Here is a 25,802-nt window from a genome sequence, read left to right as displayed (position 1 = left end):
GCGTTTCACACCAACTCCCCGCTGACCACGGGGAGAACACGAGGGGAACACATGCTTCGCAACACTTCTGTCAAGACGGCGCTGTGTGGCGCTGTCGCCATTTCGGCACTGGTGATGCCGGCCGCCGGTTCCGCTTCCGCGGCTTCTCCGGCTCCTCCGGCTTCTCCGGCGTCGTCCGCGGAAACCGCGGATTCCGCAAAGGCCGCCTCCGTAAGGGCCGACAGCTTTGACGCCAAGTGCAGGAGCCACAGCCGGAACTACGTTCTGAAGAAGTACTTCCGTGGACCCAAGGCCTTCACCCTGCGCTGTGGCACCAGCACGTGGGGCTGGAAGCACATCAAGGCGCGGCACGGCTGGAACAGCACGATGGACCGGAAGATCGACGCCGCCATATGGTCCGGGGACCCCAACGGCCGCGGTGGTTACTCCACCTACGCCAACCAGTGCCCGCGGGTGGAGAAGTTCCGCACCATCATTGGTACCCCGGCGGGGACCAATGACCTGCTGACGGCCTACAAGGTGGACCAGAGGGCCGCCGCGGGCGCTGTTCGCTGCTAAGTCGCGGGAGCGGGGTCCCGGCCGGGATCGGGGCGTGGGCCGAGGTGGAAGGGTGATGAGTTCCCGTGGAGGAACAGACACCGGCTGAGCGGGTCCTCAGTCGCTCGTACGTCACTGCGGACGGAATTCGTTTCGACGTAAACAAAATGTCGGTCGAGCACCGTGCGGACCGCAGTGCGCTTTTCACGTACTGGCTGACTGTGGGCCGTCAGGGCCACCCGGATGAGCATTGGGTGGTCACTCTGCCCTGGGACGACAAATCCTGGGCGGATGTACTCACCTCGCCCGCGCCCCCTCCCGACCGAATGCGGCAGCTCGTGCATCTCGTCCATGCCCATTTGGAAGAGTGGTGGGACACGAAGGGTTACAACCGGCAATCGGCGAAGATGGGCCGACGACTGACCTGACTCTGTCCTCTCCCCACCCTGGCGGTCTGACTCTTTTCTCACCTTCATGGGGAACGGTGGGGTCCGATGAAACGCACCTCACGTTCCGCCCTCCATGCCGCCGCCGTGCTGTTCGCCGTCGCTTCCGTCACCTCGGCCTCCGGCGCGGCGGCCGACGACGGGGCGGGGCCCTTCGGCGTCACGACCGTCGCCGCGGCCACCGTGCGCACGGCCCGCGTCGGGGCCCTGCTCGCGGGCGGCCGGCGCTTCTGCACCGCCTCCGTCGTGCACAGCCCGGGGCACGACCTCGTCGTTACCGCGGCGCACTGTCTGGACCGGACCGGGGACGCGGACATCGAGTTCGCGCCCGGGTACCGGGACGGGAAGGCGCCGTACGGGGCCTGGAGGGTCGGGCGGCGGTTCCTGCCGGAGGGGTGGGTGCACGGGCGGGACGAGGACAGTGATGTGGCCTTTGCGGTGGTGGCTGCGGAGCGGGGTGGGAATCGGGGCGGGCCGGAGGGCCGGGTCGAGGACGTCGTCGGCGGCAATCGGTTCGTCGCGGGGATGGCCACCGGCGCCACGGCGGTGACCTTGACCGGGTACCCCAACGCCCGTCCGACGCCGATCATTTGCACCGACAAGCCGACGCCGCGCAGCCGCCTCCAGCAGCGCGTCGAGTGCCCCGGCTTCAGCGGCGGGACCAGCGGCAGTCCCTGGGTCAACGGGGACGGCGAGGTCGTGGGCGTGCTCGGCGGGCATGACGGGGGTGGGGCCACGGCGGACGTGTCGTTCAGTGTGGTGTTCGGGGTGGAGGCGGCGGGGTTGTATCGGGAGGCGACACAGGGCGCCCCCCGCTGAACTGATCTCTGTGGCAAGGTCAGTTCCGTGGATGCACTGAAGGATCGGGACCCGGCGCACATAGGCGCCTACACGCTGCTCGCTCGGCTCGGGGCGGGCGGTATGGGACAGGTCTATCTCGCCCGGTCGCCGGGCGGGCGGCTGGTCGCGATCAAGGTGATCCGGGACGAGATCACGGACCATCCGGAGGCGTTGGCGCGGTTTCGGCGTGAGGTCGAGACGGTGCGGGCGGTGCGTAGCGCGTATACGGCCAACCTGATCGATGCGTCGCTCGAAGCGGCGCCGTATTGGCTGGCTACCGAGTATGTTTCGGGGCCTACTTTGAGTCGGGCGGTGGGGGAGCGGGGGGCGTTTCCGCCCGACAGCGCCCGGCGGCTGTTCGCGGCTCTGGCGGAGGCGCTGGCGAGTGTGCACGGCTACGGAGTGACGCACCGGGACCTCAAACCGCAGAACGTGATCCTTTCACCGCAGGGGCCGCTGCTCATCGACTTCGGGATCGCCCGCGGTGCGGCCGACACCGCTCTGACGCAGACCGGACTCGCTCCGGGTACGCCCGGGTACACCGCACCCGAGGTGCTGATCAGCAATCAGGTGGGCGCGGCGGCCGATGTGTTCGCGCTGGGCGCGACCCTCGCGTATGCCGCGACCGGGCGGCCGCCGTTCGGATCCGGGCCCACGCACGCGGTGTCGTATCGCGTGGTGCACGAGGACATCGACGTCGAGGGTGTCGTTCCCGAACTGGCCGCGCTGATAAGGGAGTGCGTGGCAAAGGACCCTGTCCAGCGGCCTGGGCTCGACGCGGTCGTCGCCCGCTGCGCGGTGTCCTCCGCGCTGGCCGAGGACCCGTTCTACGGGCGGCTCAGCGGCGATGCCGAGGCCGTGCCCCAGGACCTCGGGGCGGCCGTGGCGGCGGGGCTGGTGCCGCCGGGGCACGGGGCGCCGACCCCGCCGGCGTATCCGCCGACCGCGGGGCCCGGTTATGTGCCGACGGCCGTCCCGGCGTACGTACCGACGCTCGCCCCTTCGGCGCCGACGGCCGTGCCGGAGAGCGGCCGATCGCGTCGTACGCCGTGGATCGTGGCCCTCGCCGTCGCGGTCGTGGTGGGGACGGCGTCCGCTGTGACCCTGCGGATGCTGGACGGGCAGGGAGAGGAGGACGGCGGGTCGCGGGCACAGGGCGGCGGGTCGTCGTCGGCTTCGTCGTCACCGTCCGGGAAAGACACGTCCGCGTCGGTGAAAGTCCCGGACCATATCGTGAACAACAGGAGATCCGTCGACAACTGGACCCTCTCCGAGGACCCGTCCCAGGCGGCGGCGGGGCACGGCGAGTGCAGGCAGGTCGGTGCGGTCAGCGCGCCGTTGGAGCTTCAGTACAGCGCGGTCGACGCCGATGACGTCGACGGCGGGAACGTCCGGCAGCGGGCGAAGATCTCCTTCCGCTTCAAGTACGCGGACGCGCAGACCGAGAAGCCCGATCCCTATTACGTCTCGGTCGGTGTGAAGTCGCCGCACGACATCGATCTGGACACGGGCACGCCGAACAAGTCCCCGAACCTGGGCGTCGGCTACACCAGCAAGCCGCAGGACATCTTCAAGCGCTGGAAGGACGGCGGGTTCGTCGACCTGGTGTACCCCGACGACTTCCAGGGGCACTCGGCGGACGGCGACACCTACGAGGCCATTCCCGTCACCAACGACCCGGGTGACTGGACGGTCGTCTTCTACCACGTCAACGGCAGTCCGACGGATTACGAGAGCATCGGTTGCGATGGCTTCCACGTGGGAAGCTCCTAAACTGGCGCGAGCGGACTCCTGTCAGGCGAGGGGCGGTTGACGGTGCGTAAGGCGTGGATCGTGGCGGGTGCCGCTGTCGCGGCGGGGCTCAGCTTCGTGATGCTGCTCGTCGTCGGGGTTTACATGGTCGCCGGAAACCTCGCCGGCGGTGTGGGAGGAGCGTCCAGGTCGCTGGCCAAGGGGGCCGTGCCGGCGGCCTACTCGGCACTCGTGCAGAAGTGGGGCACCCTGTGTCCCGCCATCAACCCCGCGCTGCTCGCCGCCCAGCTATACCAGGAGAGCGGGTTCAACCCGAAGGCCCAGAGCCCGGCGGCGGCGCAGGGCATCGCGCAGTTCATCCCGGGGACGTGGGCCACGCACGGGCTCGACGGTGACGGGGACGGCGACCGCGACGTATGGGACCCGAAGGACGCGATTCCGTCGGCCGCGTCGTACGACTGCAAACTCGCCTCCTATGTGAAGGACGTACCCGGCGACGCGACGAAGAACATGCTCGCGTCCTACAACGCCGGGGCGTACGCGGTCATCAAGTACGGGGGTGTGCCGCCGTACAAGGAAACCCAGAACTACGTGAAGACGATCACGACTCTGGAGCAGAGCTTCGCCGCGCCGGTCAGCCGCGTCGACCCCTCCAAACAAGCCGCCGCCGCCATCTACTACGCCCAGAAGAAGCTGGGTACGCCCTACCTCTGGGGTGGGGAGGGCAGTGCTGCGGACGGTGGGCGGTTCGACTGTTCGGGGTTGACTCAGGCCGCGTACGAGACGGTGGGGATCTCGTTGCCGCGGGTGGCCAACGATCAGTACAACGCGGGGCCGCATCCGGACAGGGACGAGTTGTTGCCGGGGGATCTGGTGTTCTTCTCGGACGACCTCACCAACTCGCGGGCCATCCGGCATGTCGGGATTTATGTGGGTGGCGGGTACATGATCGACGCGCCGAGAACGGGTGCTGTGATCCGGTTCGACCCGATCGACACCCCGGACTACTTCGGAGCCACCCGGGTGACCGAGGATGGCGCGAAAGCGCTGCCCACGACCGTGTAGACGGAGCGTGAACCCACCCCCTGAGCTGCGGTGATGGGTCTCTCTTCGATAACGTCTGAGTGATCATTCAGTGGAGTGTGGAACGTATCAACAGGGGCCGTGCGTTCCTGGTGTCGTAGCCGGATCTACAACCACGGGGGTGGGCGGAACGGCGTACGCAAGTTGCGCCGAGCTAAGAGACGACGAAGGGGCCGCGGCACTATGGCTGGACTCGCAGATTCCGGGTCGAACCCCGACGTCGACCTGCTCTTCGACATCAATGGCCTGGCCAAGGACGCCCCGCACTGGTTCGACCGGGTCATGGAGTACGTCGGTGAGTACGGGATCGTGCTCGCCCTGGTGCTGCTGGTCGTGTGGTGCTGGTGGTCCGTGCGTCGTCGTGGCGACGAGGACGCCGCGTCGTCCGTCGCCGCGCTGGTGTGGGCGCCGCTGGCCGCCGGGATCGCGGTCCTGGTGAACGTGCCGATCCGCGGGTTCGTCGAGCGGCCCCGGCCGTTCCTCGCTCACCAGGGGCTGGAGGTCCTGGTGAGCGGCAAGACCGACTACTCCTTCGTGAGCGACCACGCGACGATCGTCATGGCCCTCGGCGTCGGGCTGTTCGTCGCCAACCGTAAGTTCGGGCTGGTCGGGATCGGGCTCGCGCTGCTCGGCGGGTTCTGCCGGGTCTACATGGGCGTGCACTATCCGACCGACGTCGTCGGCGGGTTCGCGCTCGGCACCGCTGTCGCCCTGCTGCTGTCGCCGCTGGCCATGGCCCTGCTGACGCCCGTGATGTCCGCCATCGAGCGGTCGCCCAGGGGCGGGTGGCTGATCAAAGCGCGGGGCGGCTCCCGCGCGGGCGGCCAGAAGGCCGTGATCCCTGGGGCCCGGAAAGAGGCCGCGGGGGCTGAGGAAAGAGACCTCGCGGCCTAGCTGAGAGCAGAGAGCCGTGGGGGCTACAGCGCCTGCGGGTATGTGAAGAAACCCTCCGGGTCGTACTGCTTCTTCAGCTTCGTCAGGCGCGTCGCCGCGTCCCCGTAGTACGCCTTGCGCCAGTCCTTCAGCGTCGGGTCGGTGTAGTTCTGGTAGGCGGCGCCCGAGGCGTACGGACGCATCGCGTCGTGGGCCGACGTCAGCCAGGACTGGGCCGTGGAGCCGGACGTGCCGGCCCGCCAGGAGGCGATGTACTGGGCCAGCATGCGGGAGCGGCGGTGCACGAAGGCCGTCGCGGTGGGGGAGACGCGGTTGACGGCTCCGCCGAGGGCCGTGAGGGCGACGCTGCCGGAGCCGCCGCGGACCGACTGCATCTGCCTCATCAGGGTCTGGATGCCCGCCGGTGAGAGCTTGCGGTCGAAGAAGTCCGACTTCGCGGAGTACGTCTCGCGGCTCAGCGCACCCTGCGGGGAGCGGCCCGGGGTGGAGCCGGGGAGGTGACACTGGGCGTCCGAGGTGAAGGACGAGCAGCCGGCGTACAGCTCCATCGACTCCTCGTACGAGCGGCGCTTGATCGCGACGTTGCTCGCGGGGCCGGGGCCGCCGGGGTGGTCGGCCAGGCGGTCCACCGCGTTCTTGAGCTCGTTGTAGGTGCCCAGCGAGAAGGCCGCGACCGTGATGGTCGGGTTGCCGCCCGCGTGGTTCGAGATGCTCAGGGCCGACCAGATCTCGTCGGGCTGGGTCGGGCCCCACTCCTGCCACGCTTTGATCAGCTTGGCCGCCTTCGACCAGGGCCAGCTCATGTACGCCGTTACGGCCTGAGGGGCGGGGTGGGTCTTGAAGTGGAGCTCGGTGACGACGCCGAAGTTGCCGTTGCCGGCGCCGCGCAGGGCCCAGAAGAGGTCCTTGTTGGTGGTGGCGTCGGCGGTGAGCTGCTTGCCGTCGGAGGTGATCAGGGTGGCCTGGGTGAGGCTGTCGCAGGTCAGGCCGTAGGCGCGGGAGGTGACGCCGTGGCCGCCGCCGAGGGTGAGGCCGGAGACGCCGACGCTGGGGCAGGAGCCGGCGGGGATGGTGACGCCCTTGGCGGCGAGGGCCCGGTAGACGTCGATGAGCTTGGAGCCTGCGCCGACCACGGCGGTGTTGCCGGTGGCTCGGATGCGGTTGAGCTTGGAGACGTCGATGATCAGGCGGTTGTTGCCGGAGGACCAGCCGGCGTAGGAGTGGCCGCCGTTGCGGATGGCTACGTGGAGGTTGTGGGCGCGGGCGTAGGCGAGGGTCGTGCGGATGTCGTCGGGGTGGGCGACGTAGGCGACCGCGGTGGGCTTCAGGGTGTCGAAGCGGGTGTTGTAGAGCAGGCGGGCGGACTTCCAGTCGGTGTCGCCCGGGCGGATGAGGCGGCCGTCGAGGTCCTTGGCGAGGGCGGTCCAGTTGGCTGGGGCGGAGGCGGCGGTGTTGCTGGTGGCGGTGGTTCGGGTGCGGGTGCGGGTGCGGGTTCGGGTGCCGGTGTCGGTGCCCGTGCCGGAGTTGGTGTCTTTGGTGCCGTTGCAGGCGGTTGCCGTCAGGGCGGTTAGGGCTGCTGCGGTGCCGCCGATGAAGGTACGCCGTTCCATGTCGCCTCCTGGGGGGTTCGTGGAACGAGACGGGGTGGGGAGGGGCGGGGTTCCACGGTGCGGTGGTCCTCCGGTGCGGGCCGGGAGGGTCTCGCCCCCGCCGCCCCTACCCGTCCCATCCCTTGAAGGGGCTCCGCCCCTTCGACCCCGCTGGGGGCTGCGCCCCCAGACCCCCCTGTCGGCCCTTCGGGCCTCGTCCTCAAACGCCGGACGGGCTGAAAATGCGGCTCGTCCTCGGACGCCGGACGGGCTGGAAGTGCGGCTCGTCCTCGGACGCCGGACGGGCTGGAAGTGCGGCTCGTCCTCAAACGCCGGACGGGCTGAAAATGCAAACGCCGGACGGGCTGGAAGGGTGGCTCAGTCCCCGGCGTGGCCCTCCGCGTCCGCCCGGGCCAGGCTGCGGGCGCGTCTTGCCGGGCCGTGCCAGCCGCAGGTGCAGCGGGCTGTGCAGAAGCGGCCTTTCTCCACTGTTGTCGTGCGGTGTTCCGCGGGGTCGTCCGGTTTGGGTCCGTCCTGCTGTGCCACATCGACAACGTTACCCAGGGCAAGTAAACGCGACGCCCCCGGTGTGCGTGACGGGGTCACTTACTCGTCGTTAACCGGAACGACAGGGGGCCCGTGACGGACGTACCGGCTGGGGGTAGGCAGGCGATGACCAAGCGGCGGCAGCAGCACAGGCAGAGGCGCGGAGCGGGCGTTGCGGCGGGGGTCCTGTGTGTCTGTCTGGCGGGCAGTGGGTGTGTGGCTCAGAGCGGTGCCGCCGTGGGGGACTCGCGGGACGGGGACGCCGTGCGGGTGGTGCGGCGGGCCGCCGACGCGCTGGTCGGGGCCCGGAGTTCCAAGGCGCGGACCTCGATGGAGATGGCGACGGGTGGCACGCGCGTCACCATTCGCGGTGAGGGTGTCTACGACTTCCGGAAGCAGCGGGGGCGGCTGAAGGTGCTGCTGCCGCAGGATCCGGCGGGCGCCACCGCGCAGCGGCCGATCATGGAGTTGCTCGCGCCGGGGGCGTTGTTCATGAAGAACCGCGGTGCCGGTGTGCCCGCGGACAAGTGGGTGCGGGTCGACACGCGGTCGCTGTCGGACGGGAACCTGGTCACCGGCGGGGCCACCGATCCGTACGCCGCGGCCGAGGTGCTGCGCGGGGCGCGGACGGCGACGTATGTGGGGGAGACGGACGTCGCCGGTACGGCGGTGCGGCACTACCGGGGGACCGCTGACCTCGGGGTTGCCGCGCGGGAGGCCTCCGACGGGAATTCGGATGCGCTTGCGGCGGCGGCGAAAGGGTTCGCCACGGACGAGGTCCCGTTCGACGTGTACCTCGACGACGACGGGCGGATCCGGAAGGTCCGGCATCGGTTCAGCTTCGTCAACGGGCAGCAGAAGGACGCCGTCGCGGTGGCCTCGACGACCCTGCTGTACGACTTCGGGGCCCCCGTCGACGTACGGCTGCCGGACGGTGACGACATCTACGCGGGGAAGATCGCCGAGTAGTGAGGGTCGGGGTATGCGGGCGTGACGGGCGTCAAGAACTAGCCCGTCCGTGCCATGCGCGGTGTGTAGCCGCTCCCTACTCTAGGAAGTCGGTAACGGCAGAGAAGAGGTGATGCACGTGGCTCCGGTCGGCGGTACGGCAGTTCAGGACCACGTGGCCCTCGCCGAGATCGAGCTGTGCGGAGAGCTCATCATCGCGGCCTCGACCGCTCGCGAGGAGCGGCTCAGTCTGGAAAGCATCGACGAAGTGCTGCGGGTCGCCGAGGAGCGGGACGCCGAGGAGCGGGACGCAGTGGGGGAATGATTTCGGCCACTCGGGCACTGACCGTCAGGTGCGCAGCAGCCGGCCGATCGCCTTCGTCGCCTCCTCCACCTTGGCGTCGATCTCCGCACCGCCCTTGAGGGCCGCGTCGGCGACGCAGTGCCGGAGGTGCTCCTCCAGCAGTTGCAGGGCGAAGGACTGCAGGGCCTTGGTGGAGGCGGAGACCTGCGTGAGTATGTCGATGCAGTAGACGTCCTCGTCGACCATGCGCTGGAGGCCGCGGATCTGGCCCTCGATCCGGCGCAGGCGCTTGAGGTGCTCGTCCTTCTGCTTGTGGTAGCCGTGGATGCCGCGGTCGTGGTCGGTCACGACGGCGGGGGTGCCCTCCGCCTCGGAGGGCGCGGCCGCGCCGGCCTCGGTGGTCGTCATCGCGTCCTCCAGACGTAAACCGCGTACATGCATTCACATACCCCTACTGGGTATATCGTACCGGACTTTGCTGGGTATAGGGCCTGTGGCCGATGCCGCGAACGACCGTTGGACTGGACCACTGGGCAGCCCCCGTGCCGACCACTGTGCCTGATGGGCGACACTGGAGGACGGCCCATTAGCCGTGGCCGGATGATGCGCCTAGCATCAGCCTGACCGAACCGACGCTTCCTGAGGACCCTCACGTGCGATTTCGTCTGACCCCCCGGGAGACGAGCTTCTACGACATGTTCGCCGCATCCGCGGACAACATCGTCACGGGCTCGAAGCTCCTGATGGAACTGCTCGGGGCGGACACCGCCGGCCGGGCCGAGATCGCAGAGCGTATGCGGGCCGCTGAACACGCAGGTGACGACGCCACACACGCGATCTTCCACCAGCTGAACTCCTCGTTCATCACGCCGTTCGACCGCGAGGACATCTACAACCTCGCGTCCTGCCTCGACGACATCATGGACTTCATGGAGGAGGCCGTCGACCTGGTCGTCCTCTACAACGTCGAGGAACTGCCCAAGGGCGTCGAGCAGCAGATCGAGGTGCTGGCGCGGGCCGCGGAGCTCACGGCCGAGGCCATGCCGAACCTGCGCACGATGGACAACCTCACCGAGTACTGGATCGAGGTCAACCGCCTCGAGAACCAGGCCGACCAGATACACCGCAAGCTTCTCGCGCACCTCTTCAACGGCAAGTACGACGCGATCGAGGTCCTCAAGCTCAAGCAGATCGTGGATGTGCTGGAGGAAGCGGCGGACGCATTCGAGCATGTGGCGAACACGGTGGAGACCATCGCCGTCAAGGAGTCCTGAGACCGTCACATGGACACCTTCGCGCTGGTCGCGACCATCGGGGTCGCGCTCTTCTTCACGTACACCAACGGCTTCCACGACTCGGCGAACGCCATCGCCACGTCCGTCTCGACGCGGGCGCTGACGCCGCGGGCCGCGCTGGCGATGGCCGCGGTGATGAATCTCGGCGGTGCCTTTCTGGGGTCCGGTGTCGCCAAGACCGTCAGCGAGGGGCTGATCCAGACGCCCGAGGGCTCGAAGGGGATGGGGATCCTGTTCGCGGCCCTGGTGGGCGCGATCACCTGGAACCTCGTCACCTGGTACTTCGGGCTGCCGTCCTCCTCCTCGCACGCGTTGTTCGGCGGGATGGTGGGGGCGGCGCTGGCCGGGGGGACCACGGTGTACTGGAGCGGGGTGCTGGAGAAGGTCGTCATCCCGATGTTCGTGTCGCCGGTCGTCGGGCTGTGCGCGGGGTATCTGGTGATGACGGCGATCATGTGGATCTTCCGGCGGGCCAATCCGCACAAGGCCAAGCGGGGGTTCCGGATCGCGCAGACCGTGTCGGCTGCCGGGATGGCGCTCGGGCATGGTCTTCAGGACGCGCAGAAGACGATGGGCATCGTGGTGATGGCGCTGGTCATCGCCGATGTCGAGGACTACGGCGATCCGATTCCGGTGTGGGTGAAGATCGTCTGTGCGGTGATGTTGTCGCTGGGGACGTATGCCGGTGGGTGGCGGATCATGCGGACGTTGGGGCGGAAGATCATTGAGCTTGATCCGCCGCAGGGGTTTGCCGCGGAGACCACGGGGGCGTCGATCATGTTCACTACGGCGTTTCTGTTCAAGGCGCCGATTTCCACGACGCATGTGATCACTTCCGCGATCATGGGTGTGGGGGCTACCAAGCGGGTGAATGCCGTGCGGTGGGGTGTGGCCAAGAACATCGTCCTTGGGTGGTTCATCACGATGCCTGCGGCTGCGTTGGTCGCGGCTGCCGCGTTCGGGGTCGTCAACCTGGCGTTCCTGTAGCCGTCCTTCGCCCCCGCCGCCCCTACCCGTCCCATCCCCAGGGGCTCCGCCCCTTCGACCCCGCCAGGGGGCTGCGCCCCCTGGACCCCCATCGGCCCTGCGGGCCTCGTCCTCAAACGCCGGACGGGCTGAAGGGGGGCCTGGGGCCGTGTAGCCCCCTGCGGGTGGGTGGGGGCTGGGGACGGTCTTGGCCTCGGACGCTGGATGGGTTGAAAGATCCGGTCCGGACTCGCCCTCGGCGCCGACAGTGGCCGTACGCCACAGCGGCCGCTGGACGGTGTACCCCCCACGAACCCGCGGTCGCCGGCGGCGCGAAGGGGACGTGTCGGGGGGTGTCCGCCCGCAGAGTCCGGTGTCGAGGGGCAGGGTCTCTCGTGCAAGTTCGGGCACCGGACCGAGGACGGGCATCCCCCGGCGCGGCCCCGACCCGCCTACCTCACCGAACCGCGCTACGCGCACCCCCACCCGACAGGCCCGGCCGCCGCAGGCATCGCAGCGCAGGCGGGCCCGCCCCCCGGGAGCCGGGGGGCGGGCCCTTTATCTGCCTCGCGGTGGCACCGCCATGCAGCACCGCGAGGGGTCTGTCAGCCGAAGCGGCCGGAGATGTAGTCCTCGGTGGCCTGGACCGACGGGTTGGAGAAGATGCGCTCCGTGTCGTCGATCTCGATCAGCTTGCCGGGCTGGCCGACGGCGGCGAGGTTGAAGAAGGCCGTGCGGTCGGAGACGCGCGCCGCCTGCTGCATGTTGTGCGTCACGATGACGATCGTGAAGCGTTCCTTCAGCTCGCCGATGAGGTCCTCGATGGCGAGGGTGGAGATGGGGTCCAGGGCGGAGCAGGGCTCGTCCATCAGGAGGACCTTCGGCTCCACCGCGATGGCGCGCGCGATGCACAGACGCTGCTGCTGGCCGCCCGAGAGGCCCGAGCCGGGCTTGTTCAGGCGGTCCTTCACCTCGTTCCAGAGGTTCGCGCCCTTCAGGGACTTCTCGACGACGTCCTGCAGCTCGCTCTTCTTGTAGCTGCCGTTCAGGCGCAGACCCGCCGCCACGTTGTCGAAGATCGACATCGTGGGGAAGGGGTTCGGGCGCTGGAACACCATGCCGACCTCGCGGCGGACCGACACCGGGTCGATGCCGGGGCCGTACAGGTCCTCGTCGTCCAGGAGGACCTTGCCCTCCACCCGACCGCCCGACGTCACCTCGTGCATACGGTTCAGCGTGCGCAGGAACGTCGACTTGCCGCAGCCGGAGGGGCCGATGAAGGCCGTCACCGAGCGCGGCTCGACCGTCATCGAGATGTCCTCGATCGCCTTGTGGGAGCCGTAGTAGGCGGTGAGCCCGCTCACGTCGATTCGCTTGGCCATGTCTCTACTTCACTTCCAGATCAGTCGGTCGCTGTATGGCCGCGTCAGCGACCGGTCTTCGGGGCCTTCCAGCGGGCGATCCCGCGGGCCACCATGTTGAGGATCATCACGAAGGCGATCAGCGTGAGAGATGCCGCCCAGGCGCGGTCGTACGCCGGGGTCTCACCGGAACCGTACTGCTGGTAGATGTACAGCGGCAGTGACGCCTGCGCGCCCTCGAAGGGGTTGGCGTTGATGAACTTGCTGCCGAACACCAGCAGCAGCACGGGCGCGGTCTCACCGGCGATACGGGCGATGGCCAGCATGATGCCGGTGGTGATGCCGCCGATGGAGGTCGGCAGGACCACCTTCAGGATCGTGCGCCACTTGGGCACGCCGAGCGCCAGGGAGGCCTCGCGCAGCTCGTTCGGGACGAGCTTGAGCATCTCCTCCGTGGAGCGGACGACGACCGGCACCATCAGGATCGCCAGGGCCAGCGAGCCGGCGAAGCCGAAGGGCTGCATGTCGAACATCAGCATGAGGCTGAGGATGAACAGGCCGGCGACGATCGACGGGATACCGGTCATGACGTCGACGAAGAAGGTGACGGACCGGGCGAGGCCGCCCCGCCCGTACTCCACCAGGTAGATCGCGGTGAGCACGCCGATCGGCGCGGCGATCAGCGTCGCGAGGCCGACCTGCTCCAGGCTGCCGAGGATGGCGTGGTAGATGCCGCCGCCCGGCTGGGAGTCGGCGACCACGCCCATGGAGTGGGTCAGGAAGTAGACGTCCAGGACCTTCACACCGCGGGCGATGGTCGTCCAGACCAGGGAGACCAGCGGGACGACGGCCAGCAGGAAGGCGACCCAGACGAGGGAGGTCGCGACGCGGTCCTTGGCCTGGCGCCGGCCCTCGACACGGGCGGCGATGGCGTACGAACCGAAGACGTAGAGAAGACCCGCGATCAGGCCCCACTGGACGCGGCTGTCGAGGCCGGCGGCCAGGCCGATGCCGATCGCGACGGCCACCGAGCCGGCCGCGATGGCGTAGGGGGACCACTTGGGCAGGCGGGCGCCGCGCAGGGTGCTGGGGCGCTTGTCGGCGATGGTGGCGTTGCTCATGCGTTGGCCCCCGAGTACTCCTTGCGGCGGGCGATGATCGCGCGGGCCGCGCCGTTGACCAGCAGGGTGATGACGAACAGGACCAGACCGGAGGCGATCAGCGCGTCCCGGCCGAACTCGGTGGCCTCGCTGAACTTGCTGGCGATGTTCTGGGCGAAGGTTCCACCGCCCGGGTTGAGCAGGCTGCCGTGGATGATGAAGTCGGGGGAGAGCACGGTGGCCACGGCCATCGTCTCGCCGAGGGCGCGGCCGAGGCCGAGCATCGAGGCGGAGATCACGCCGGAGCGGCCGAACGGGATGACCGCCATGCGGATCACTTCCCAGCGGGTGGCGCCGAGCGCCAGGGCCGCCTCCTCGTGCATCTGCGGGACCTGCCGGAAGACCTCGCGGCTGACGTTGGTGATGATCGGCAGGATCATGATCGCGAGCAGGATGCCGACCGTGAACATCGAGCGGGGGGCGCCGCCCTCCCAGGAGAAGATGCCGGTCCAGCCGAGGTACGCGTCCAGCCAGCCGAAGAGGCCGGTCAGGTGCGGTACGAGGACCATGGCGCCCCACAGGCCGTAGACGATGGACGGCACGGCGGCGAGCAGGTCGATCACGTACGCGATGGGGCCCCGGAGTCTGCGCGGGGCGTAGTGCGTGAGGAACAGCGCGATGGCCACCGCGATCGGGACCGCGATGACCATGGCGATGATCGAGGAGACGATCGTGCCGAAGGCCAGGACGGCGATACCGAAGACCGGCGGGACCGTGTTGGTGTTCCACTCGAAGGTGGTGAGGAAGTTGCCCTCGTCCTCGCTGATCGCGAGCACGGCGCGGTAGGTGAGGAAGACCGCGATGGCGGCCATGATCACCAGCAGCAGGATGCCCGACCCGCGGGAGAGACCGAGGAAGATCCGGTCACCGGGTCGGGTGGCGCCGCGGGCCGCGCGCCGCTGCTCGGTCGGCGGCGGCTGTGGGGTGGGGAGGGGCGATTGAGTGCTCTGCGTCGATATGTCCATCGGGTTCTCCGGTCTGCGGAGCCGTACGCGGTCTGCGGCGGCTCGGTGGAGCCATGCGCGATCGGCGACGGCTCCGGGCGGCGGTGCACCGGACGGTGCGGTCCGGTCCGGGCTTCTTGAGGCCCTGGACCGGACCGCACTCAGGTCAGCTCAGGTTCGAGATGGTCTTGCGAACCTCGGTGATGATCTCTTCGGGCATGGGGGCGTAGTCGTTCTCCGTGAGGATCTTCTGGCCGTCCTCGGAGGCGATGTAGGTCAGGAAGGCCTTCGTGCCGGGCAGGGTGGCCGACTTGTTGCCCTTGTCGCAGACGATCTCGTACGTCACCAGGACCATCGGGTACGCACCCTCGACCTTGGTGTTGTAGTCCAGCTGGAGGGCGTAGTCGCTGCCCGTGCCGACGCGCTTGGCGGCCGCGATGGCCTTGGTGGCGTTGGCGATGTTGGCCTCGACCGGGGCGGAGGCGCCGGTGTCGAGCTTGGCCGCCTTGATGTTGTCCTTGACGTAGGACAGCTCGAAGTAGCCGATGGCGCCGTTGGTCTGCTTCACCTGCTGGGCCACGCCGGAGGACTGCGGAGCGGACTGGCCGCCCTTGGCCTGCCAGGCCTTGCCGCCCTCGTAGGGGAAGTCCTTCTTGGCGGTGGCGATCAGGTACTTGGTGAAGTTGTCCGTGGTGCCGGACTCGTCCGAGCGGTGGAACGCCTGGATCTTGAGGTCGGGGAGCTTCGCGTCGGGGTTCAGCTTCTTGATCGCCGGGTCGTTCCAGTTGGTGATCTTGCTGTCGAAGATCTTGGCGATCGTCGAGGCGTCCAGGACCAGGTTGTCGACGCCGGAGACGTTGTAGCCGACGGCGATCGGGCCGCCGACCATCGGGAGGTTGACGCCCTGGCCGCCGGAGCAGATCTTCTTGGAGGCGGTGACCTCGTCGGGCTTCAGCGCCGAGTCGGAACCGGCGAAGGCGACCTGGCCCTGGGTGAACGCGGTCACGCCGGCGCCGGAGCCGCCGCCCTTGTAGTTGATCTGCACGTCCTTGCACGCCGCGGTGAACTGCGCGACCCAGGCGTCGATCGCGTTCTTCTGCGCGGAGGAGCCGTCGGCGAGCAGCTGGCCCGAGGCGTCGTCACACTTGATGTTGCCGGCAGCGGCGCTGGAGGCGCCCCCGTTGCTGGCCGTGCCGGTGTCGTCGGAGCCGCACGCCGTGAGGGCCAGGGCGCCGGAGACGGCGAGAGCGCCGAGAGCGATAGCCCGCCGGTTCTTGCGCTGAAGCTTCACTTGAGGGAGTTCCTTCCAGGAGCCGCCGTCCTGAATTCGGCGGCGTGCGAAGAATGGGCGATGCGGGACCGTCCCCCCGGGGCGCGGTCCGTCATCGTGCAAGGCCGAAATTAGGCAGAACAGGTGAAGCCGCCGAAGGGCATAAATGAACGAGGGGTGAACCCCTGGGGACGGTGCGGTGAGGTCACGGAACGCTTACGTCGAGGACACGGGAGCGTCCCGAGACTTTGTGCGGATTGAGTGGGGGCCAGGCCCCGTCCTAGGCCGGCCGCAGCGACGCCAGCAGGGCGTCCACGAGTGAGCGGTCTCTCGGCTGGGTCAGTCGGCTGCGCGCGGCCGTGGGGGAGAGCCACAGCAGGCGGTCCACCTCGGTGCCCGGGGTGAACGTGCCGGGGCCCGCCTCGGCCGCCCAGTAGCGGACCTCCTTGGGGCGGCCGTTGGCCAGATACCGCAGGGTCGGCAGCTCGGCGCCGGGCCGGGCGGAGTGCCCCGTCTCCTCCTCGACCTCGCGCAGCGCCCCGGCGAGGTGGTCCTCGTCGCGTTTCAGCTTGCCCTTCGGATGGGACCAGTCGGCGTATGAACTTTAACAACGGTGAAAAATTCCGCAGGTCAGGGCGCCTTCGGGACCTTGACGGCACCATGGACCACATGAGTCGAGCGTATGACGTTCGTGCTGCGGGCTGCCTGTTGTGGCGTCGCTCGTCGGCTGGGCTGGAACTGGCGTTGGTCTACAGGCCGAAGTGGGCTGACTGGTCCTGGCCCAAAGGCAAGCTCAAGCGCGGGGAGTCGGCCGAAGCGGGGGCACGTCGTGAGGTGCTGGAAGAGACCGGCTACACGTGCCGTCTGGGGGCGAGGCTCCCGTCATCCCGGTACACCGACCATCAGGGGCGCCTCAAAGAGGTCTCCTACTGGGTGGCGGAGGCAAGGGACGGTGCCTTCGAGCCGAACGAGGAAGTCAGCGATCTTGTCTGGCTCACGCCCGACGCCGCCCGTGAACGACTCACGCATGAGAGGGACCGAGATCTGATCCCTGCCGCGCTCATCGCCATTGATGGCGACGAAGACGTGAGGGGGCTGTGATGTCGGAACAGCTAGAGCGACGCTGGGAGGGAACGTCGACCGTGAGCGTCGCTGACTGGGTGGCCGCTGAACTGGAGAGGGCGCCCGAGCCGAGCGAGGAACAGCGGGGCGTGTTGAGCGCCCTGCTCAACACGGGTCCCTCGGTGGGGCGGGCGGCATGACAGACAAGTCTCCCAAGAGGCTCTCGGTTCGCCGGGACGAGAAGCTCTCCCGTGCGCTCCGCGTCATCGGTCATACCGACATGAACGACAGTGACGCCACCAAGTGGGCGCTGAACCTCGCGGCCAACATCCTCGAACTGGCCTGGGTGAACGGACACGAGAAGCTCGGCGCCATACCGGATGTGAGGGTGTACTACAGGACTAAGGACTCCGTATGACAGGGGTATGACGCAGGTCAGAGGTGGTGCTGCCTCAAGTGCCATGGGTGCTCTGAGGAACGTACGACGGCCCGGTCAACCAACCCCACCAGCTCGACTGATGTGCGCGGCAGACGCCGGACAGGGCAGACCGCACGGGCACAGGTCAGCTTCACAACTCACCTGACCTGTGCGGTCCATCTCATGTCACGGCCCGACCGGGGCGATCACTGTCCCCTCCCCGAGGCCGTGAGGACACACGCGCCCTACGGGTTCAGGGTGGCCCGCTGGACACCACCGTTCGGGGCAGACCGCGGAATGCGGAAGGTACTGTTCCGGGGGTCAGTGTGACCACTGGTACCGCTGTCCTTGATGACGCGATTGTTGAAGACCGTGATGATCTGATCTGTCTTCCACCAGTAGTCAGAGGTCTTGTAATCGAACGTGACGTTCTGCCAGGTCCTGCACTGGTTGCGGGGAATGTACAGGCCGGGCGCTTCTACTCGGACGCCGTTCTGGTTGATGCCCGTGATCCTGACGAACGCTTCGGCGGAATCTTGATAGTTGTTGCAGACCTGCAGCATCACCGACGGATACGAGGCAGCCGAAGCGACTCCCGGAGTCAGCCCGCCGATCAGTGCCGATCCGATCAACAACATTGCCGTCTTGCTCTTCAGGCTGAGCACTGGGCCCTCACCACTCTCTCTTATACGGATGAATACTCTTCGATGCCTACAGGGACCAGGGCGTGACGCTGTAGGACGTCACGGCGGTGCGCGGGCACGGCGCGAACCACTCCTCGAACTCGGCGGTCCTTGAAGACGGCATTGGCGGGCAGGCGGGTGTGCAACCGGCCCGGTCCGGCTCCCGAGAAAGCACTAGTTCTCTTCAGCCGTCCGTGGCCTGCCGCTCGACCTTGACTTCCGCGGTGCGCAGGAGCGGGCCCGAGCCGGGAGACTCCACCGCGATCTGCGGCGCGACAACCCGCTCCGCCAAGGCACCACAGCCGTCGGATCGTCCGCGTCCGATGACGTCGCCGAGGTGGCCGAAGGCGGCCGTCAGCACGAGGGACGCGGCAGTGAGTTGGCTGTTCTTTGATGACACTCTGCGGATCTTCAGAACTCGGTGATCGGACTCGACGGGGTCGACCCTGGTCCTGCCATGATCGCAGCAAGAGGCTTCTTTTCATCACCCGATGAACGCACGTGCAGACATCTCTGCACGTATGGGCTGTGAGGTTTGGGGAAGCTGTCACTGAAAGCCGGGCCCGCTCGGCCGTTCGATGTCGCGGACCGGTACGGCAGCCTCTGAGCGGCGCCCGCATTGGCAACATACGTGTGAGCTACAGCTCGGCTCTGAATGCGTCACAGACCTCGGCAAGCGTCGGACGGTCGTCCGGGGCGGGACTGAGCATGTGCTCGATGAGCTTGCCGAGGACACCCGGAACGTTCACTGGGCGGTGTGGACCCTCAACTACCGCTTGCCGCTGTTCTTCGCGGGACGCGTCGTCGGGGTAGGCAACGGCTCGCCAGCCCGTGGCACTGATGAACAGACTTGCTCCGAGTGCGTAGCTGTCGGCCTTCGCGGTCGGTACTGCCTCCCCGGTGTCGAGCACGCTTTGGGAGATCTCTGGGGCGCCGTGCACTTCCATGCGGTGATCCGGCTCGACGGGCCTGACGGCCCTTCCTTGCCCCGCCGCTGTGGGCCACGACCGAACTCCTCGAAGGCACCGTGCGGTCGGCTGCTGACCTCCTCGAGGTGCACACCCCTTACTCCCCGGCAACCGGCGAGCGGACTGGCGGCATCGACTACCGCATCAACGACTTCGACAGCATCCGCCTCGCGCCCGTCAACGCCCACCTGCGCGCCCTCATGGCTGCCTGCTGGCGCCTGGGCGGCCTGGTCGAGCTGGAGGAACTCAGGCTCCGGGCCTGGGCACACACGCTCGGATACCGGGGCCAGGTCCTCACCAAATCCCGCCAGTACTCGACCACTTACGGCGCCCTGCGCGCGGTCCGCGCGGACTACCAGGGCGGTGGCGTCCTCGCCGTGGAGGACAGAGACACCGTCACCGAAACCGCCTGGCGCTACGTCGGCTCCGGGCACTCCCCGGCCGAAGCAGACATGGCAGTCGGCATAGCCGAAGACCTAGCCGCCCTGCGCGAAATCAGAAGAGACATGATCGCCGAAGGCTGGAAGTATGCCGCCTGAGCAAAACGCGGAATACTCCCATTCCGGTGTTCTGGTCGGCGAATCGGACGAAGTGTCGATACGAATACAGGAAACCCCCGGTGGGAAGCCGGGAGCCTGGAGTGGTAAATCTCTTGTATCGATAGATGAATGGGTGCAGGCTCAGCTAGCCAATGCTCCTGAACCGAGTCCTATGCAGCGCCGGATTTTGGCAGCGATTCTTGGTCTTCGCTCTGAGGATTAGCTGGCTTGTCTTTCCTCCAGGAGACCTGCAAGAGGTTGGGGTCAAACGGGGCCTTGTCGCCTCGCTCCTTCGGAACTGGGAGAACCGCGACGGAGGTCAGAACCTGAGAGATGACTTCCTTCTTCTCGTCCAGCTCCATTAGGTCCCACTTGTCTCGGTTCCAGCCCCGAATAAGGTTCCTCTTGGACTCTGCCCGGAGGTGTTCTTGTTCCTCTGCTTCAAGCGTCTTGATGTTCCTGTTCAGGCGCGTGATCATGTCGTGTACGTCGTCCCAGTCGGCCTCTCCGTTTGCCACAGAGTCCTTGATTTTCCTGCGCTGGACGATGAGCCCGGACAGTTTGCCTTTTCCCCTCCACGGCCTGACTTCGGGCTTCGTGCCTGAAAAATGCTTGTCCAGATAGGCCAGAACCAGCTCTTCAAGGAAACTGTCGACCGGTGCCACGCGACGTCCCACACCCTTGCAGTTGGCATCGCCGCACCGGTAATAGTCGCCATACTTGGCGTTCTTCCCGGTGGCCTTATTTCCGTTGAGCTTTGAGTAGCACACTTCGTCGAGATCATTGATCCGGCCGCATCGGAGTATCCCTGAGAAGAGGTACTTTCCAACCCGGGTAGTCTCGCCCTCTGTTGCTTCGGCAGTACGCGGATTGGTCATTCCTCGGTGCAGGCGGTTCGCGCGCACATCGGCCATGATCTGTTTCCAGGTTTCGTAGTCGACCTCGTCAACCTCGGGGTCGGCGTACTCCCACTTGCCTAGCCTGGGCTCTCCTGTGTTGGGATCCTTGACTAGTTCCCCGTCAAGGATCCGGCCACCCCACCAGGCAGGATTAGTGACCGCGCCCTTTACGCCTTGTTCGGACCATTTACCGCCCCGGGCAGTGAGGATGGGGTTTCCGTTCTCGTCCTTCTCCCGGTTGATCCAGCCCGTGATGTGCCGCCAAGAACGGCCGTCCCGCCGCTTCTTGATCATCGTGATCAGGTGGGGCCACTCGGCGGGGTTCCTCTTCTCGTTGTTCAGGCGTCCTTCTCGACTGTCTGCGCCGAGCCAGCCGAATCGGCGGGGGCCGCCAGGAACGCCCCCTTCCTCGGCCCGGTCCTTGGCGTTGCGCTTCGTCCTGTTCCGAACCTTGCGAACCTCTGCCTCACCCGTTCCGGAGGTCACCAGGCCGGCGATGATTGTGCCGTCATCGTCCACGAGATTCAGGGGAGTCTTGTCTTCGATGAAGGTCCCTGTCCCGTTCAGGACCAACGCGTCCTGGAGGGCGACGAAGTCACGGGGGAGTCGGTATACCCGCTCCCGTTCCACCGCGATACAGCCCTTGAGCGGGATACCTGTCTCTTCCTCGTGGCCGTGGGTAATGTCTTTGATCATTTGAAGGAACGCGGGACGGATGACCTCACGCTTGGCTGCCGTGATGTTGTTGTCCTCGTAGCACACGACGACGGCGCAGTTGTGCAGGGCTGCGTTGCGTGCGTTGTTCTTGTGCTGGCGGTTTACGCCGATCGCGTCACCCTTCAACCGGTCGGCCGAGATGCGGGCCATGGACGCGATGGGCGTTCTCCCGCCCAGCCACTCCTCAACCGTGCCCCCCTGGGCCAGGTGCGCTTGCAGCTCAGGAGCGAGGTAGGAGCGGGAGAACGTCTTCGACGGCCGTGCCGGGTTCCGGGTGTCGATCATGCGTCGGCATCGTAGTGCACCGTGATTAGTGATGCTACGATTCGTCGCATTTCGGCCGGTGGATGAGGCATATCTCCAGCTGACCGTCGACCGGCGAACGGCGCCACAGGACGCAGCCGGCCGCTTGGACGGTGGGGTCGTTGGCGTACGTCACCGGAGATGCCTCCTTCTGCCGGGGTGGGCCTGGTCGGAGTACCCGGCCTAGGGCGTGCCCACCGTCTGCCGTTGCCAGCACTGCTGGAACGCGAACCGTGCGGCCTCCACCTCGTGCCGCTGGTCGGCGTGCAGCACGCCGAGGGCGTACGCCGTCGCCGGGGCGATGCGCGGGGTGCGCGCCGCCTGCGCCGCGGCGGCCGCCGCCTCGGAGGCGTCGCGGTGCCGGTTCAGGGACTGGCCGGCCGCGAGCAGCCGTACGTCCACGGGGTCGGTGTCGCCGTGCAGGACCTCGCGGGCGTAGCGGTGCAGGCGCAGCAGCAGGCGGACCTGGTGCCAGGGGGCGTCCTGCGGATGCGGGGCCGGGTCCGGGGAGAGGCCGTGGATCAGGGCCTCCGCGTTGTAGGGGTGGCCGGCGGTCACCAGCGGGAGTGCCGCCACCGCGTCGGTGAGGCGCTCCTCGGCGGCCGCCGCGAGGGGGCGCAGGTCGGTGGTGGCCGCGGCGGGCGTGAGGAGGACCTCGCTGGCCAGTACGGCGATGCTGTCCGCGACGGCGTGGAAGCGGCTGCTTCCGAGGGCCTGGAGGGCGCTGGAGTGAGCTCGGGTCCGGGCGAGGGTCAGCTGGCGGTCGAGCAGGGCGCCTGCTTTGGCCGCGCCCACTGTCAGGTTGCCGCGGTCGGGGGTGGGCGCCGGGTGGGTGGCGGAGCCGGGTGCCGCCCTGTGCGGGACGGACGCCGCCCCGGCGGCACGACTGCCCGCGGCTACGCCTGTACGTCCGCCCGCGGCTGTGGTGGCCCGGCCGCCCGCGGCCAGGTCCGCCCGGCCACCCGCGCCCGCGTTGGCGCGGTTGCCCGCGGCTTGGTCGGCGCGGTTGCCCGCAGCGATGTCCGCCCGGTTGCCTGCGGCCGAGTCCACACGGACGCTCGCGGCTGCGGCTGCCCGGCTGCTCGTGGCTGCCTCGGTACGGCTGCTCGTGGCCGTGTCGGTGCGGCTGGTCGCGGCGGTGTCGCCACGGTCGCCGGCTGTCGTGTTGGTGCGGCTTCCTGTTGTTGTGTCGGCGCGGTCGCCGGCAGTCGCGTTGGTGCGGCTTCCTGTTGTTGTGTCGGCGCGGTCGCCGGCTGTCGCGTTGGCGCGGCTTCCTGTTGTTGTGTCGGCGCGGTCGCCGGCTGTCGCGTTGGCGTGGCTCCCCGTCGGAGCGTCGGCGCGGCCGCCCGTCGTGGCGGCGTCGCGGCTTCCCGGAGGTGCCGTGTTGCCGCTCGCCCTCGGCCCGTCGGGGCGGTTCCCCACGGCCACCCCCGCCGAACCGCCCCCCGCGCTCGCGCCCAGTACGTCCGGCGTGGGCATCTGGGCCGGCAGTACCGGTGCTCCCGACAAGCGGTGCAGGGCCAGGAGGAGGCGGTCCAGGCGGGCGGCGTAGGCGTGTTCCATGGCCAGGGTGCCGGAGAGCCAGGCCAGTTCGGGGCGGATGGCTTCCGACCAGTCGGGGTCCAGCAAGGGGCGGAACGTGTGCAGGCTGGCGCTGATGCGGCGGGCCGAGCGGCGCAGGGCGCGGGCCGCGTCGACGGACTCCTCCGTGCCGTTGGACGCGCCGCCCCCGGTCTCCCGGTGCAGCCGCAGGGCGCGGAGGAACTCCGTGGCCTGGGCGCGCAGGTAGCCCGCGAGGGCGTCCCCGGTCACCGCCCCGGCCGTGGGGTCCGTCGGATCAAGGTGTTGCTGTGCCACGCCGGCGCCTCCGGGCGTCTATGAGCATCTCCTGGACGTTGCGCAAGGGCTGGCCCTCCGTGTCCGTCGCGTGCCGGGTCCACTCGCCGTCCGGGCCGAGGTGCCAGGACGCGGTGGTGTCGGACATACCGGTCTCCAGGAGCCGGTTGAGCGCGGCGCGGTGGGCCGGGTCCGTGACCCTGACCAGGGCTTCGATACGGCGGTCGAGGTTGCGGTGCATCATGTCGGCGCTGCCGAACCACACCTCGGGCTCGCCGCCGTTGCCGAAGGCGAAGACCCGGGAGTGTTCGAGGAAGCGGCCGAGGACCGAGCGGACGCGGATGTTCTCCGACAGTCCGGTCACGCCCGGGCGGATCGCGCAGATGCCGCGGACCCAGATGTCGACCGGCACGCCCGCCTGGGACGCGCCGTAGCAGGCGTCGATGATCGCCTCGTCGACCATGGAGTTGACCTTGATGCGGATGTAGGCAGGACGCCCGGCACGGTGGTGCTGGACCTCCTTGTTGATCCGCGAGACCAGGCCGTCGCGCAGGGACTTGGGGGCCACCAGCAGGCGGCGGTAGGTCTCGCGGCGCGAGTAGCCGGACAGGCGGTTGAAGAGGTCCGAGAGGTCCGCGCCGACCTGCGGGTCGGCCGTCAGCAGGCCCAGGTCCTCGTACAGCCGTGCCGTCTTCGGGTGGTAGTTGCCGGTGCCGACGTGGCTGTACCGCCGTAGCGTCTCGCCCTCCTGGCGGACGACGAGGGACAGCTTGCAGTGGGTCTTCAGGCCGACGAGGCCGTAGACCACATGGCAGCCGGCCTCCTCCAGCTTGCGCGCCCACTTGATGTTGGCGTGCTCGTCGAAGCGGGCCTTGATCTCGACCAGGACGAGGACCTGCTTGCCGGCCTCGGCGGCGTCGATGAGCGCGTTGACTATGGGGGAGTCGCCGGAGGTCCGGTACAGCGTCTGCTTGATCGCGAGGACGTCCGGGTCGTCGGCCGCCTGCTCCAGGAACGCCTGCACGGAGGTGGAGAAGGAGTCGTACGGGTGGTGGAGCAGGACGTCCCGGTTGCGCAGGGCGGCGAAGATGTCCGGCGCGGACGCGGACTCCACCTCGGCGAGGTCACGGTGGGTGCCCGCGACGAACTTCGGGTACTTCAGCTCGGGCCGGTCGATGGAGGCGATGCGGAAGAGGCCGGTGAGGTCCAGGGGGCCGGTGAGCGGGTAGACCTCGGCCTCGCTGATCTTCAGCTCGCGCACCAGCAGGTCCAGGACCTCCTGGTTGATGTTCTCCTCGACCTCCAGGCGCACCGGCGGCCCGAAGCGGCGCCGCATGAGCTCCTTCTCCAGGGCCTGGAGCAGGTTCTCGGCGTCGTCCTCCTCGACCTCCAGGTCCTCGTTGCGGGTGACCCGGAAGGCGTGGTGCTCCAGCACCTCCATGCCCGGGAACAGCTCCTCCAGGTGGGCGCCGATGACGTCCTCCAGCGGGACGAACCGGCCGGGGGAGGCCTCCAGGAAGCGGGAGAGCAGCGGCGGCACCTTCACGCGGGCGAAGTGCGGCGTGCCGCTGACGGGGTTGCGGACGCGCACGGCCAGGTTCATGGACAGGCCGGAGATGTACGGGAACGGGTGTGCCGGGTCGACCGCCAGCGGGGTCAGGACCGGGAAGATCTGGTGCCGGAAGAGCGTGAAGAGGCGGGCCTGCTCCTTCTCGGTGAGCTCGTTCCAGCGGACCAGGTGGATGCCCTCCTCCGCGAGCGCGGGGGCGACGTCCTCGTGGTAGCAGGCGGCGTGCCGGGCCATGAGCTCGCGGGAGCGTGCCCAGATCATCTCCAGGACCTCGCGGGGCTGCAGGCCGGACGCGGACCGGGTGGCGACACCGGTGGCGATACGGCGCTTCAGACCGGCCACGCGGACCATGAAGAACTCGTCCAGGTTGCTGGCGAAGATGGCCAGGAAGTTCGCCCGTTCGAGGAGCGGGGTGTTCGGGTCCTCGGCGAGTTCGAGGACCCGCTCGTTGAACGCGAGCCAGCTGCGCTCCCGGTCCAGGAACCGGCCCTGGGGCAGCTGGACACCTTCGATCTCGGTGACCTCGTACGCGTCGAGGTCGGCGTCGATGTCGGGTTCCAGGTCGGAGACGACCGCCGACACCGTGTGCGGGCGGTGCGCCGCTATGGAGCCCACGGAGGGCTGCGCGTGCTGGACCTGTGCCTGGGCGTTGGAGGACTGGCTCATGTGCCCATTGTTCCGCGTTGCGAGCATTACGGGCGCGTCGGAAGCGGCGGGCGGGAGCGTGATCGGGAGGCGTCGGGCGTCCCCGTTCCCCGCGGACCCCTCGGGGGGCGGCGAAGGCTCTGGCACGGCGGGCGTCATTGGCTGAGCGTCGCAAGCCTGTCTGAACCGATGGTTACGGAGACATGGCGTGTGGGATAGCGGGGGGC

Annotated in this window: 23 protein-coding genes and 4 pseudogenes; 13 read left to right on the top strand and 14 right to left on the bottom strand. The window is 68.3% G+C overall.

Translation table 11 applies throughout. From position 1 onward, the window contains the following. Positions 1-51 precede the first annotated feature (51 nt). The 6 genes from AQJ67_RS49815 (at position 52) to AQJ67_RS36940 (ending at position 5,552) form a co-directional block, all read left to right on the top strand. The gene (locus AQJ67_RS49815; RefSeq protein WP_244190715.1) at positions 52-558 is read left to right on the top strand and encodes a hypothetical protein; all 507 of its coding nucleotides are present in this window, start codon (positions 52-54) and stop codon (positions 556-558) included. Positions 559-623: 65 nt separating this feature from the next. Beyond that, on the top strand, positions 624-965 hold the full coding sequence (locus AQJ67_RS47215; protein ID WP_107123074.1) for a hypothetical protein: 342 nt from the start codon (positions 624-626) through the stop codon (positions 963-965). 66 nt (positions 966-1,031) lie between these two features. Next, positions 1,032-1,802: a trypsin-like serine peptidase gene (locus AQJ67_RS36955; protein ID WP_062723855.1), complete on the top strand. Its 771-nt coding sequence runs from the start codon at positions 1,032-1,034 to the stop codon at positions 1,800-1,802. A 27-nt stretch (positions 1,803-1,829) separates the two neighbouring features. Then, positions 1,830-3,596, top strand: a complete 1,767-nt coding sequence (locus tag AQJ67_RS36950) for a serine/threonine-protein kinase (protein ID WP_062723854.1) — start codon at positions 1,830-1,832, stop codon at positions 3,594-3,596. A gap of 36 nt (positions 3,597-3,632) precedes the next feature. Then, entirely contained in the window at positions 3,633-4,640 is a 1,008-nt protein-coding gene (locus AQJ67_RS36945) for a C40 family peptidase (RefSeq protein ID WP_244190714.1), read from the top strand. A gap of 201 nt (positions 4,641-4,841) precedes the next feature. Next, on the top strand, positions 4,842-5,552 hold the full coding sequence (locus AQJ67_RS36940; protein WP_062723853.1) for a phosphatase PAP2 family protein: 711 nt from the start codon (positions 4,842-4,844) through the stop codon (positions 5,550-5,552). A 23-nt stretch (positions 5,553-5,575) separates the two neighbouring features. On the opposite strand, the gene AQJ67_RS36935 is transcribed toward AQJ67_RS36940, so the two are convergent. Next, complete coding sequence (locus tag AQJ67_RS36935) at positions 5,576-7,162, bottom strand: FAD-binding oxidoreductase (RefSeq protein ID WP_062723852.1); 1,587 nt, start codon at positions 7,160-7,162, stop codon at positions 5,576-5,578. Between the two features lie 651 nt (positions 7,163-7,813). On the opposite strand from AQJ67_RS36935, the gene AQJ67_RS36930 reads away from it, so the two are divergent. Together AQJ67_RS36930 and AQJ67_RS36925 are read left to right on the top strand one after the other, a co-directional pair. Continuing rightward, entirely contained in the window at positions 7,814-8,656 is an 843-nt protein-coding gene (locus tag AQJ67_RS36930; RefSeq protein ID WP_062723851.1) for an SCO4651 family lipoprotein, read from the top strand. A 112-nt stretch (positions 8,657-8,768) separates the two neighbouring features. Continuing rightward, the gene (locus AQJ67_RS36925; protein ID WP_062723889.1) at positions 8,769-8,960 is read left to right on the top strand and encodes a hypothetical protein; all 192 of its coding nucleotides are present in this window, start codon (positions 8,769-8,771) and stop codon (positions 8,958-8,960) included. Positions 8,961-8,984: 24 nt separating this feature from the next. Here AQJ67_RS36925 and AQJ67_RS36920 read toward each other — a convergent pair whose 3' ends face one another. Beyond that, positions 8,985-9,347 (bottom strand): metal-sensitive transcriptional regulator, encoded by a 363-nt coding sequence (locus AQJ67_RS36920; protein WP_062723850.1) that lies wholly within the window; start codon positions 9,345-9,347, stop codon positions 8,985-8,987. Positions 9,348-9,592: 245 nt separating this feature from the next. Here AQJ67_RS36920 and AQJ67_RS36915 point away from each other — a divergent pair, with 245 nt between their 5' ends. Both AQJ67_RS36915 and AQJ67_RS36910 read left to right on the top strand, forming a co-directional pair. Continuing rightward, the gene (locus tag AQJ67_RS36915; protein WP_048585568.1) at positions 9,593-10,213 is read left to right on the top strand and encodes a DUF47 domain-containing protein; all 621 of its coding nucleotides are present in this window, start codon (positions 9,593-9,595) and stop codon (positions 10,211-10,213) included. 9 nt (positions 10,214-10,222) lie between these two features. Next, entirely contained in the window at positions 10,223-11,221 is a 999-nt protein-coding gene (locus AQJ67_RS36910; RefSeq protein WP_062723849.1) for an inorganic phosphate transporter, read from the top strand. A gap of 584 nt (positions 11,222-11,805) precedes the next feature. Here AQJ67_RS36910 and pstB read toward each other — a convergent pair. The 5 genes and pseudogenes from pstB to AQJ67_RS36885 form a co-directional block, all read right to left on the bottom strand. Further along, positions 11,806-12,582 (bottom strand): phosphate ABC transporter ATP-binding protein PstB, encoded by a 777-nt coding sequence (gene pstB / locus AQJ67_RS36905; RefSeq protein WP_062723848.1) that lies wholly within the window; start codon positions 12,580-12,582, stop codon positions 11,806-11,808. Between the two features lie 44 nt (positions 12,583-12,626). Then, on the bottom strand, positions 12,627-13,682 hold the full coding sequence (pstA, locus tag AQJ67_RS36900) for a phosphate ABC transporter permease PstA (RefSeq protein ID WP_062723847.1): 1,056 nt from the start codon (positions 13,680-13,682) through the stop codon (positions 12,627-12,629). Continuing rightward, positions 13,679-14,686 carry a phosphate ABC transporter permease subunit PstC gene (pstC, locus tag AQJ67_RS36895; RefSeq protein ID WP_062723846.1) on the bottom strand — a complete coding sequence of 336 codons (1,008 nt, stop codon included), beginning with the start codon at positions 14,684-14,686 and terminating at the stop codon, positions 13,679-13,681. Before pstC ends, pstA begins: the two co-directional genes overlap by 4 nt. Positions 14,687-14,831: 145 nt before the next feature. Then, positions 14,832-15,956 (bottom strand): phosphate ABC transporter substrate-binding protein PstS, encoded by a 1,125-nt coding sequence (pstS, locus tag AQJ67_RS36890; protein WP_062723845.1) that lies wholly within the window; start codon positions 15,954-15,956, stop codon positions 14,832-14,834. Between the two features lie 259 nt (positions 15,957-16,215). Next, positions 16,216-16,533 (bottom strand): annotated as a pseudogene (locus tag AQJ67_RS36885) (NUDIX hydrolase); the annotation flags it as partial. A gap of 71 nt (positions 16,534-16,604) precedes the next feature. On the opposite strand from AQJ67_RS36885, the gene AQJ67_RS36880 reads away from it, so the two are divergent. Both AQJ67_RS36880 and AQJ67_RS36875 read left to right on the top strand, forming a co-directional pair. Then, the gene (locus tag AQJ67_RS36880) at positions 16,605-17,036 is read left to right on the top strand and encodes an NUDIX hydrolase (protein WP_062723888.1); all 432 of its coding nucleotides are present in this window, start codon (positions 16,605-16,607) and stop codon (positions 17,034-17,036) included. Between the two features lie 157 nt (positions 17,037-17,193). Next, positions 17,194-17,415, top strand: coding sequence for a hypothetical protein (locus tag AQJ67_RS36875; protein WP_062723844.1), 222 nt, complete (start codon positions 17,194-17,196; stop codon positions 17,413-17,415). A gap of 245 nt (positions 17,416-17,660) precedes the next feature. On the opposite strand, the gene AQJ67_RS36870 is transcribed toward AQJ67_RS36875, so the two are convergent. From AQJ67_RS36870 to AQJ67_RS46105, 3 genes and pseudogenes are all read right to left on the bottom strand, one after another. After that, positions 17,661-18,080, bottom strand: coding sequence for a hypothetical protein (locus AQJ67_RS36870; protein ID WP_062723843.1), 420 nt, complete (start codon positions 18,078-18,080; stop codon positions 17,661-17,663). Between the two features lie 202 nt (positions 18,081-18,282). Continuing rightward, positions 18,283-18,498, bottom strand: coding sequence for a hypothetical protein (locus AQJ67_RS47965; protein ID WP_159058903.1), 216 nt, complete (start codon positions 18,496-18,498; stop codon positions 18,283-18,285). Between the two features lie 238 nt (positions 18,499-18,736). Next, a pseudogene (locus AQJ67_RS46105) lies at positions 18,737-19,030 on the bottom strand (protein kinase); the annotation flags it as partial. Positions 19,031-19,152: 122 nt separating this feature from the next. Between AQJ67_RS46105 and AQJ67_RS36865 the strand changes: the two are divergent. Further along, complete coding sequence (locus AQJ67_RS36865) at positions 19,153-19,605, top strand: replication initiator (RefSeq protein ID WP_159058902.1); 453 nt, start codon at positions 19,153-19,155, stop codon at positions 19,603-19,605. 170 nt (positions 19,606-19,775) lie between these two features. Here AQJ67_RS36865 and AQJ67_RS36860 read toward each other — a convergent pair whose 3' ends face one another. The 4 genes and pseudogenes from AQJ67_RS36860 to AQJ67_RS36845 form a co-directional block, all read right to left on the bottom strand. Continuing rightward, positions 19,776-21,506 carry a recombinase family protein gene (locus AQJ67_RS36860; protein WP_062723841.1) on the bottom strand — a complete coding sequence of 577 codons (1,731 nt, stop codon included), beginning with the start codon at positions 21,504-21,506 and terminating at the stop codon, positions 19,776-19,778. Between the two features lie 201 nt (positions 21,507-21,707). After that, positions 21,708-22,424, bottom strand: a pseudogene (locus tag AQJ67_RS50835) (CHAD domain-containing protein); the annotation flags it as partial. Positions 22,425-23,017: 593 nt separating this feature from the next. Then, positions 23,018-23,381: pseudogene (locus tag AQJ67_RS50500) on the bottom strand (CHAD domain-containing protein); the annotation flags it as partial. Continuing rightward, positions 23,362-25,596 (bottom strand): RNA degradosome polyphosphate kinase, encoded by a 2,235-nt coding sequence (locus tag AQJ67_RS36845; protein ID WP_062723840.1) that lies wholly within the window; start codon positions 25,594-25,596, stop codon positions 23,362-23,364. The pseudogene AQJ67_RS50500 and the gene AQJ67_RS36845, both read right to left, overlap by 20 nt. Positions 25,597-25,802: the final 206 nt, after the last annotated feature.

It is taken from the genome of Streptomyces caeruleatus (assembly GCF_001514235.1).
GTDB classification, from domain to species: domain Bacteria; phylum Actinomycetota; class Actinomycetes; order Streptomycetales; family Streptomycetaceae; genus Streptomyces; species Streptomyces caeruleatus.
The sequence above is the reverse complement of the archived record's forward strand: the minus strand, read 5'-3'. Positions and strand labels throughout refer to the sequence as shown.

Excerpts from the sequence above, each read along its gene's own strand:
- AQJ67_RS36860 (WP_062723841.1), bottom strand. The coding sequence starts at position 21,506 with ATGATCGACACCCGGAACCCGGCACGGCCGTCGAAGACGTTCTCCCGC.
- pstB (WP_062723848.1), bottom strand. The coding sequence starts at position 12,582 with ATGGCCAAGCGAATCGACGTGAGCGGGCTCACCGCCTACTACGGCTCC.
- AQJ67_RS36925 (WP_062723889.1), top strand. The coding sequence starts at position 8,769 with ATGCACGTGGCTCCGGTCGGCGGTACGGCAGTTCAGGACCACGTGGCC.
- AQJ67_RS36940 (WP_062723853.1), top strand. The coding sequence starts at position 4,842 with ATGGCTGGACTCGCAGATTCCGGGTCGAACCCCGACGTCGACCTGCTC.
- AQJ67_RS36955 (WP_062723855.1), top strand. The coding sequence starts at position 1,032 with ATGAAACGCACCTCACGTTCCGCCCTCCATGCCGCCGCCGTGCTGTTC.
- pstA (WP_062723847.1), bottom strand. The coding sequence starts at position 13,682 with ATGAGCAACGCCACCATCGCCGACAAGCGCCCCAGCACCCTGCGCGGC.
- AQJ67_RS36910 (WP_062723849.1), top strand. The coding sequence starts at position 10,223 with ATGGACACCTTCGCGCTGGTCGCGACCATCGGGGTCGCGCTCTTCTTC.
- AQJ67_RS49815 (WP_244190715.1), top strand. The coding sequence starts at position 52 with ATGCTTCGCAACACTTCTGTCAAGACGGCGCTGTGTGGCGCTGTCGCC.
- pstC (WP_062723846.1), bottom strand. The coding sequence starts at position 14,686 with ATGGACATATCGACGCAGAGCACTCAATCGCCCCTCCCCACCCCACAG.
- AQJ67_RS36935 (WP_062723852.1), bottom strand. The coding sequence starts at position 7,162 with ATGGAACGGCGTACCTTCATCGGCGGCACCGCAGCAGCCCTAACCGCC.
- AQJ67_RS36880 (WP_062723888.1), top strand. The coding sequence starts at position 16,605 with ATGAGTCGAGCGTATGACGTTCGTGCTGCGGGCTGCCTGTTGTGGCGT.
- AQJ67_RS36875 (WP_062723844.1), top strand. The coding sequence starts at position 17,194 with ATGACAGACAAGTCTCCCAAGAGGCTCTCGGTTCGCCGGGACGAGAAG.
- AQJ67_RS36845 (WP_062723840.1), bottom strand. The coding sequence starts at position 25,596 with ATGAGCCAGTCCTCCAACGCCCAGGCACAGGTCCAGCACGCGCAGCCC.
- AQJ67_RS36920 (WP_062723850.1), bottom strand. The coding sequence starts at position 9,347 with ATGACGACCACCGAGGCCGGCGCGGCCGCGCCCTCCGAGGCGGAGGGC.
- AQJ67_RS36930 (WP_062723851.1), top strand. The coding sequence starts at position 7,814 with ATGACCAAGCGGCGGCAGCAGCACAGGCAGAGGCGCGGAGCGGGCGTT.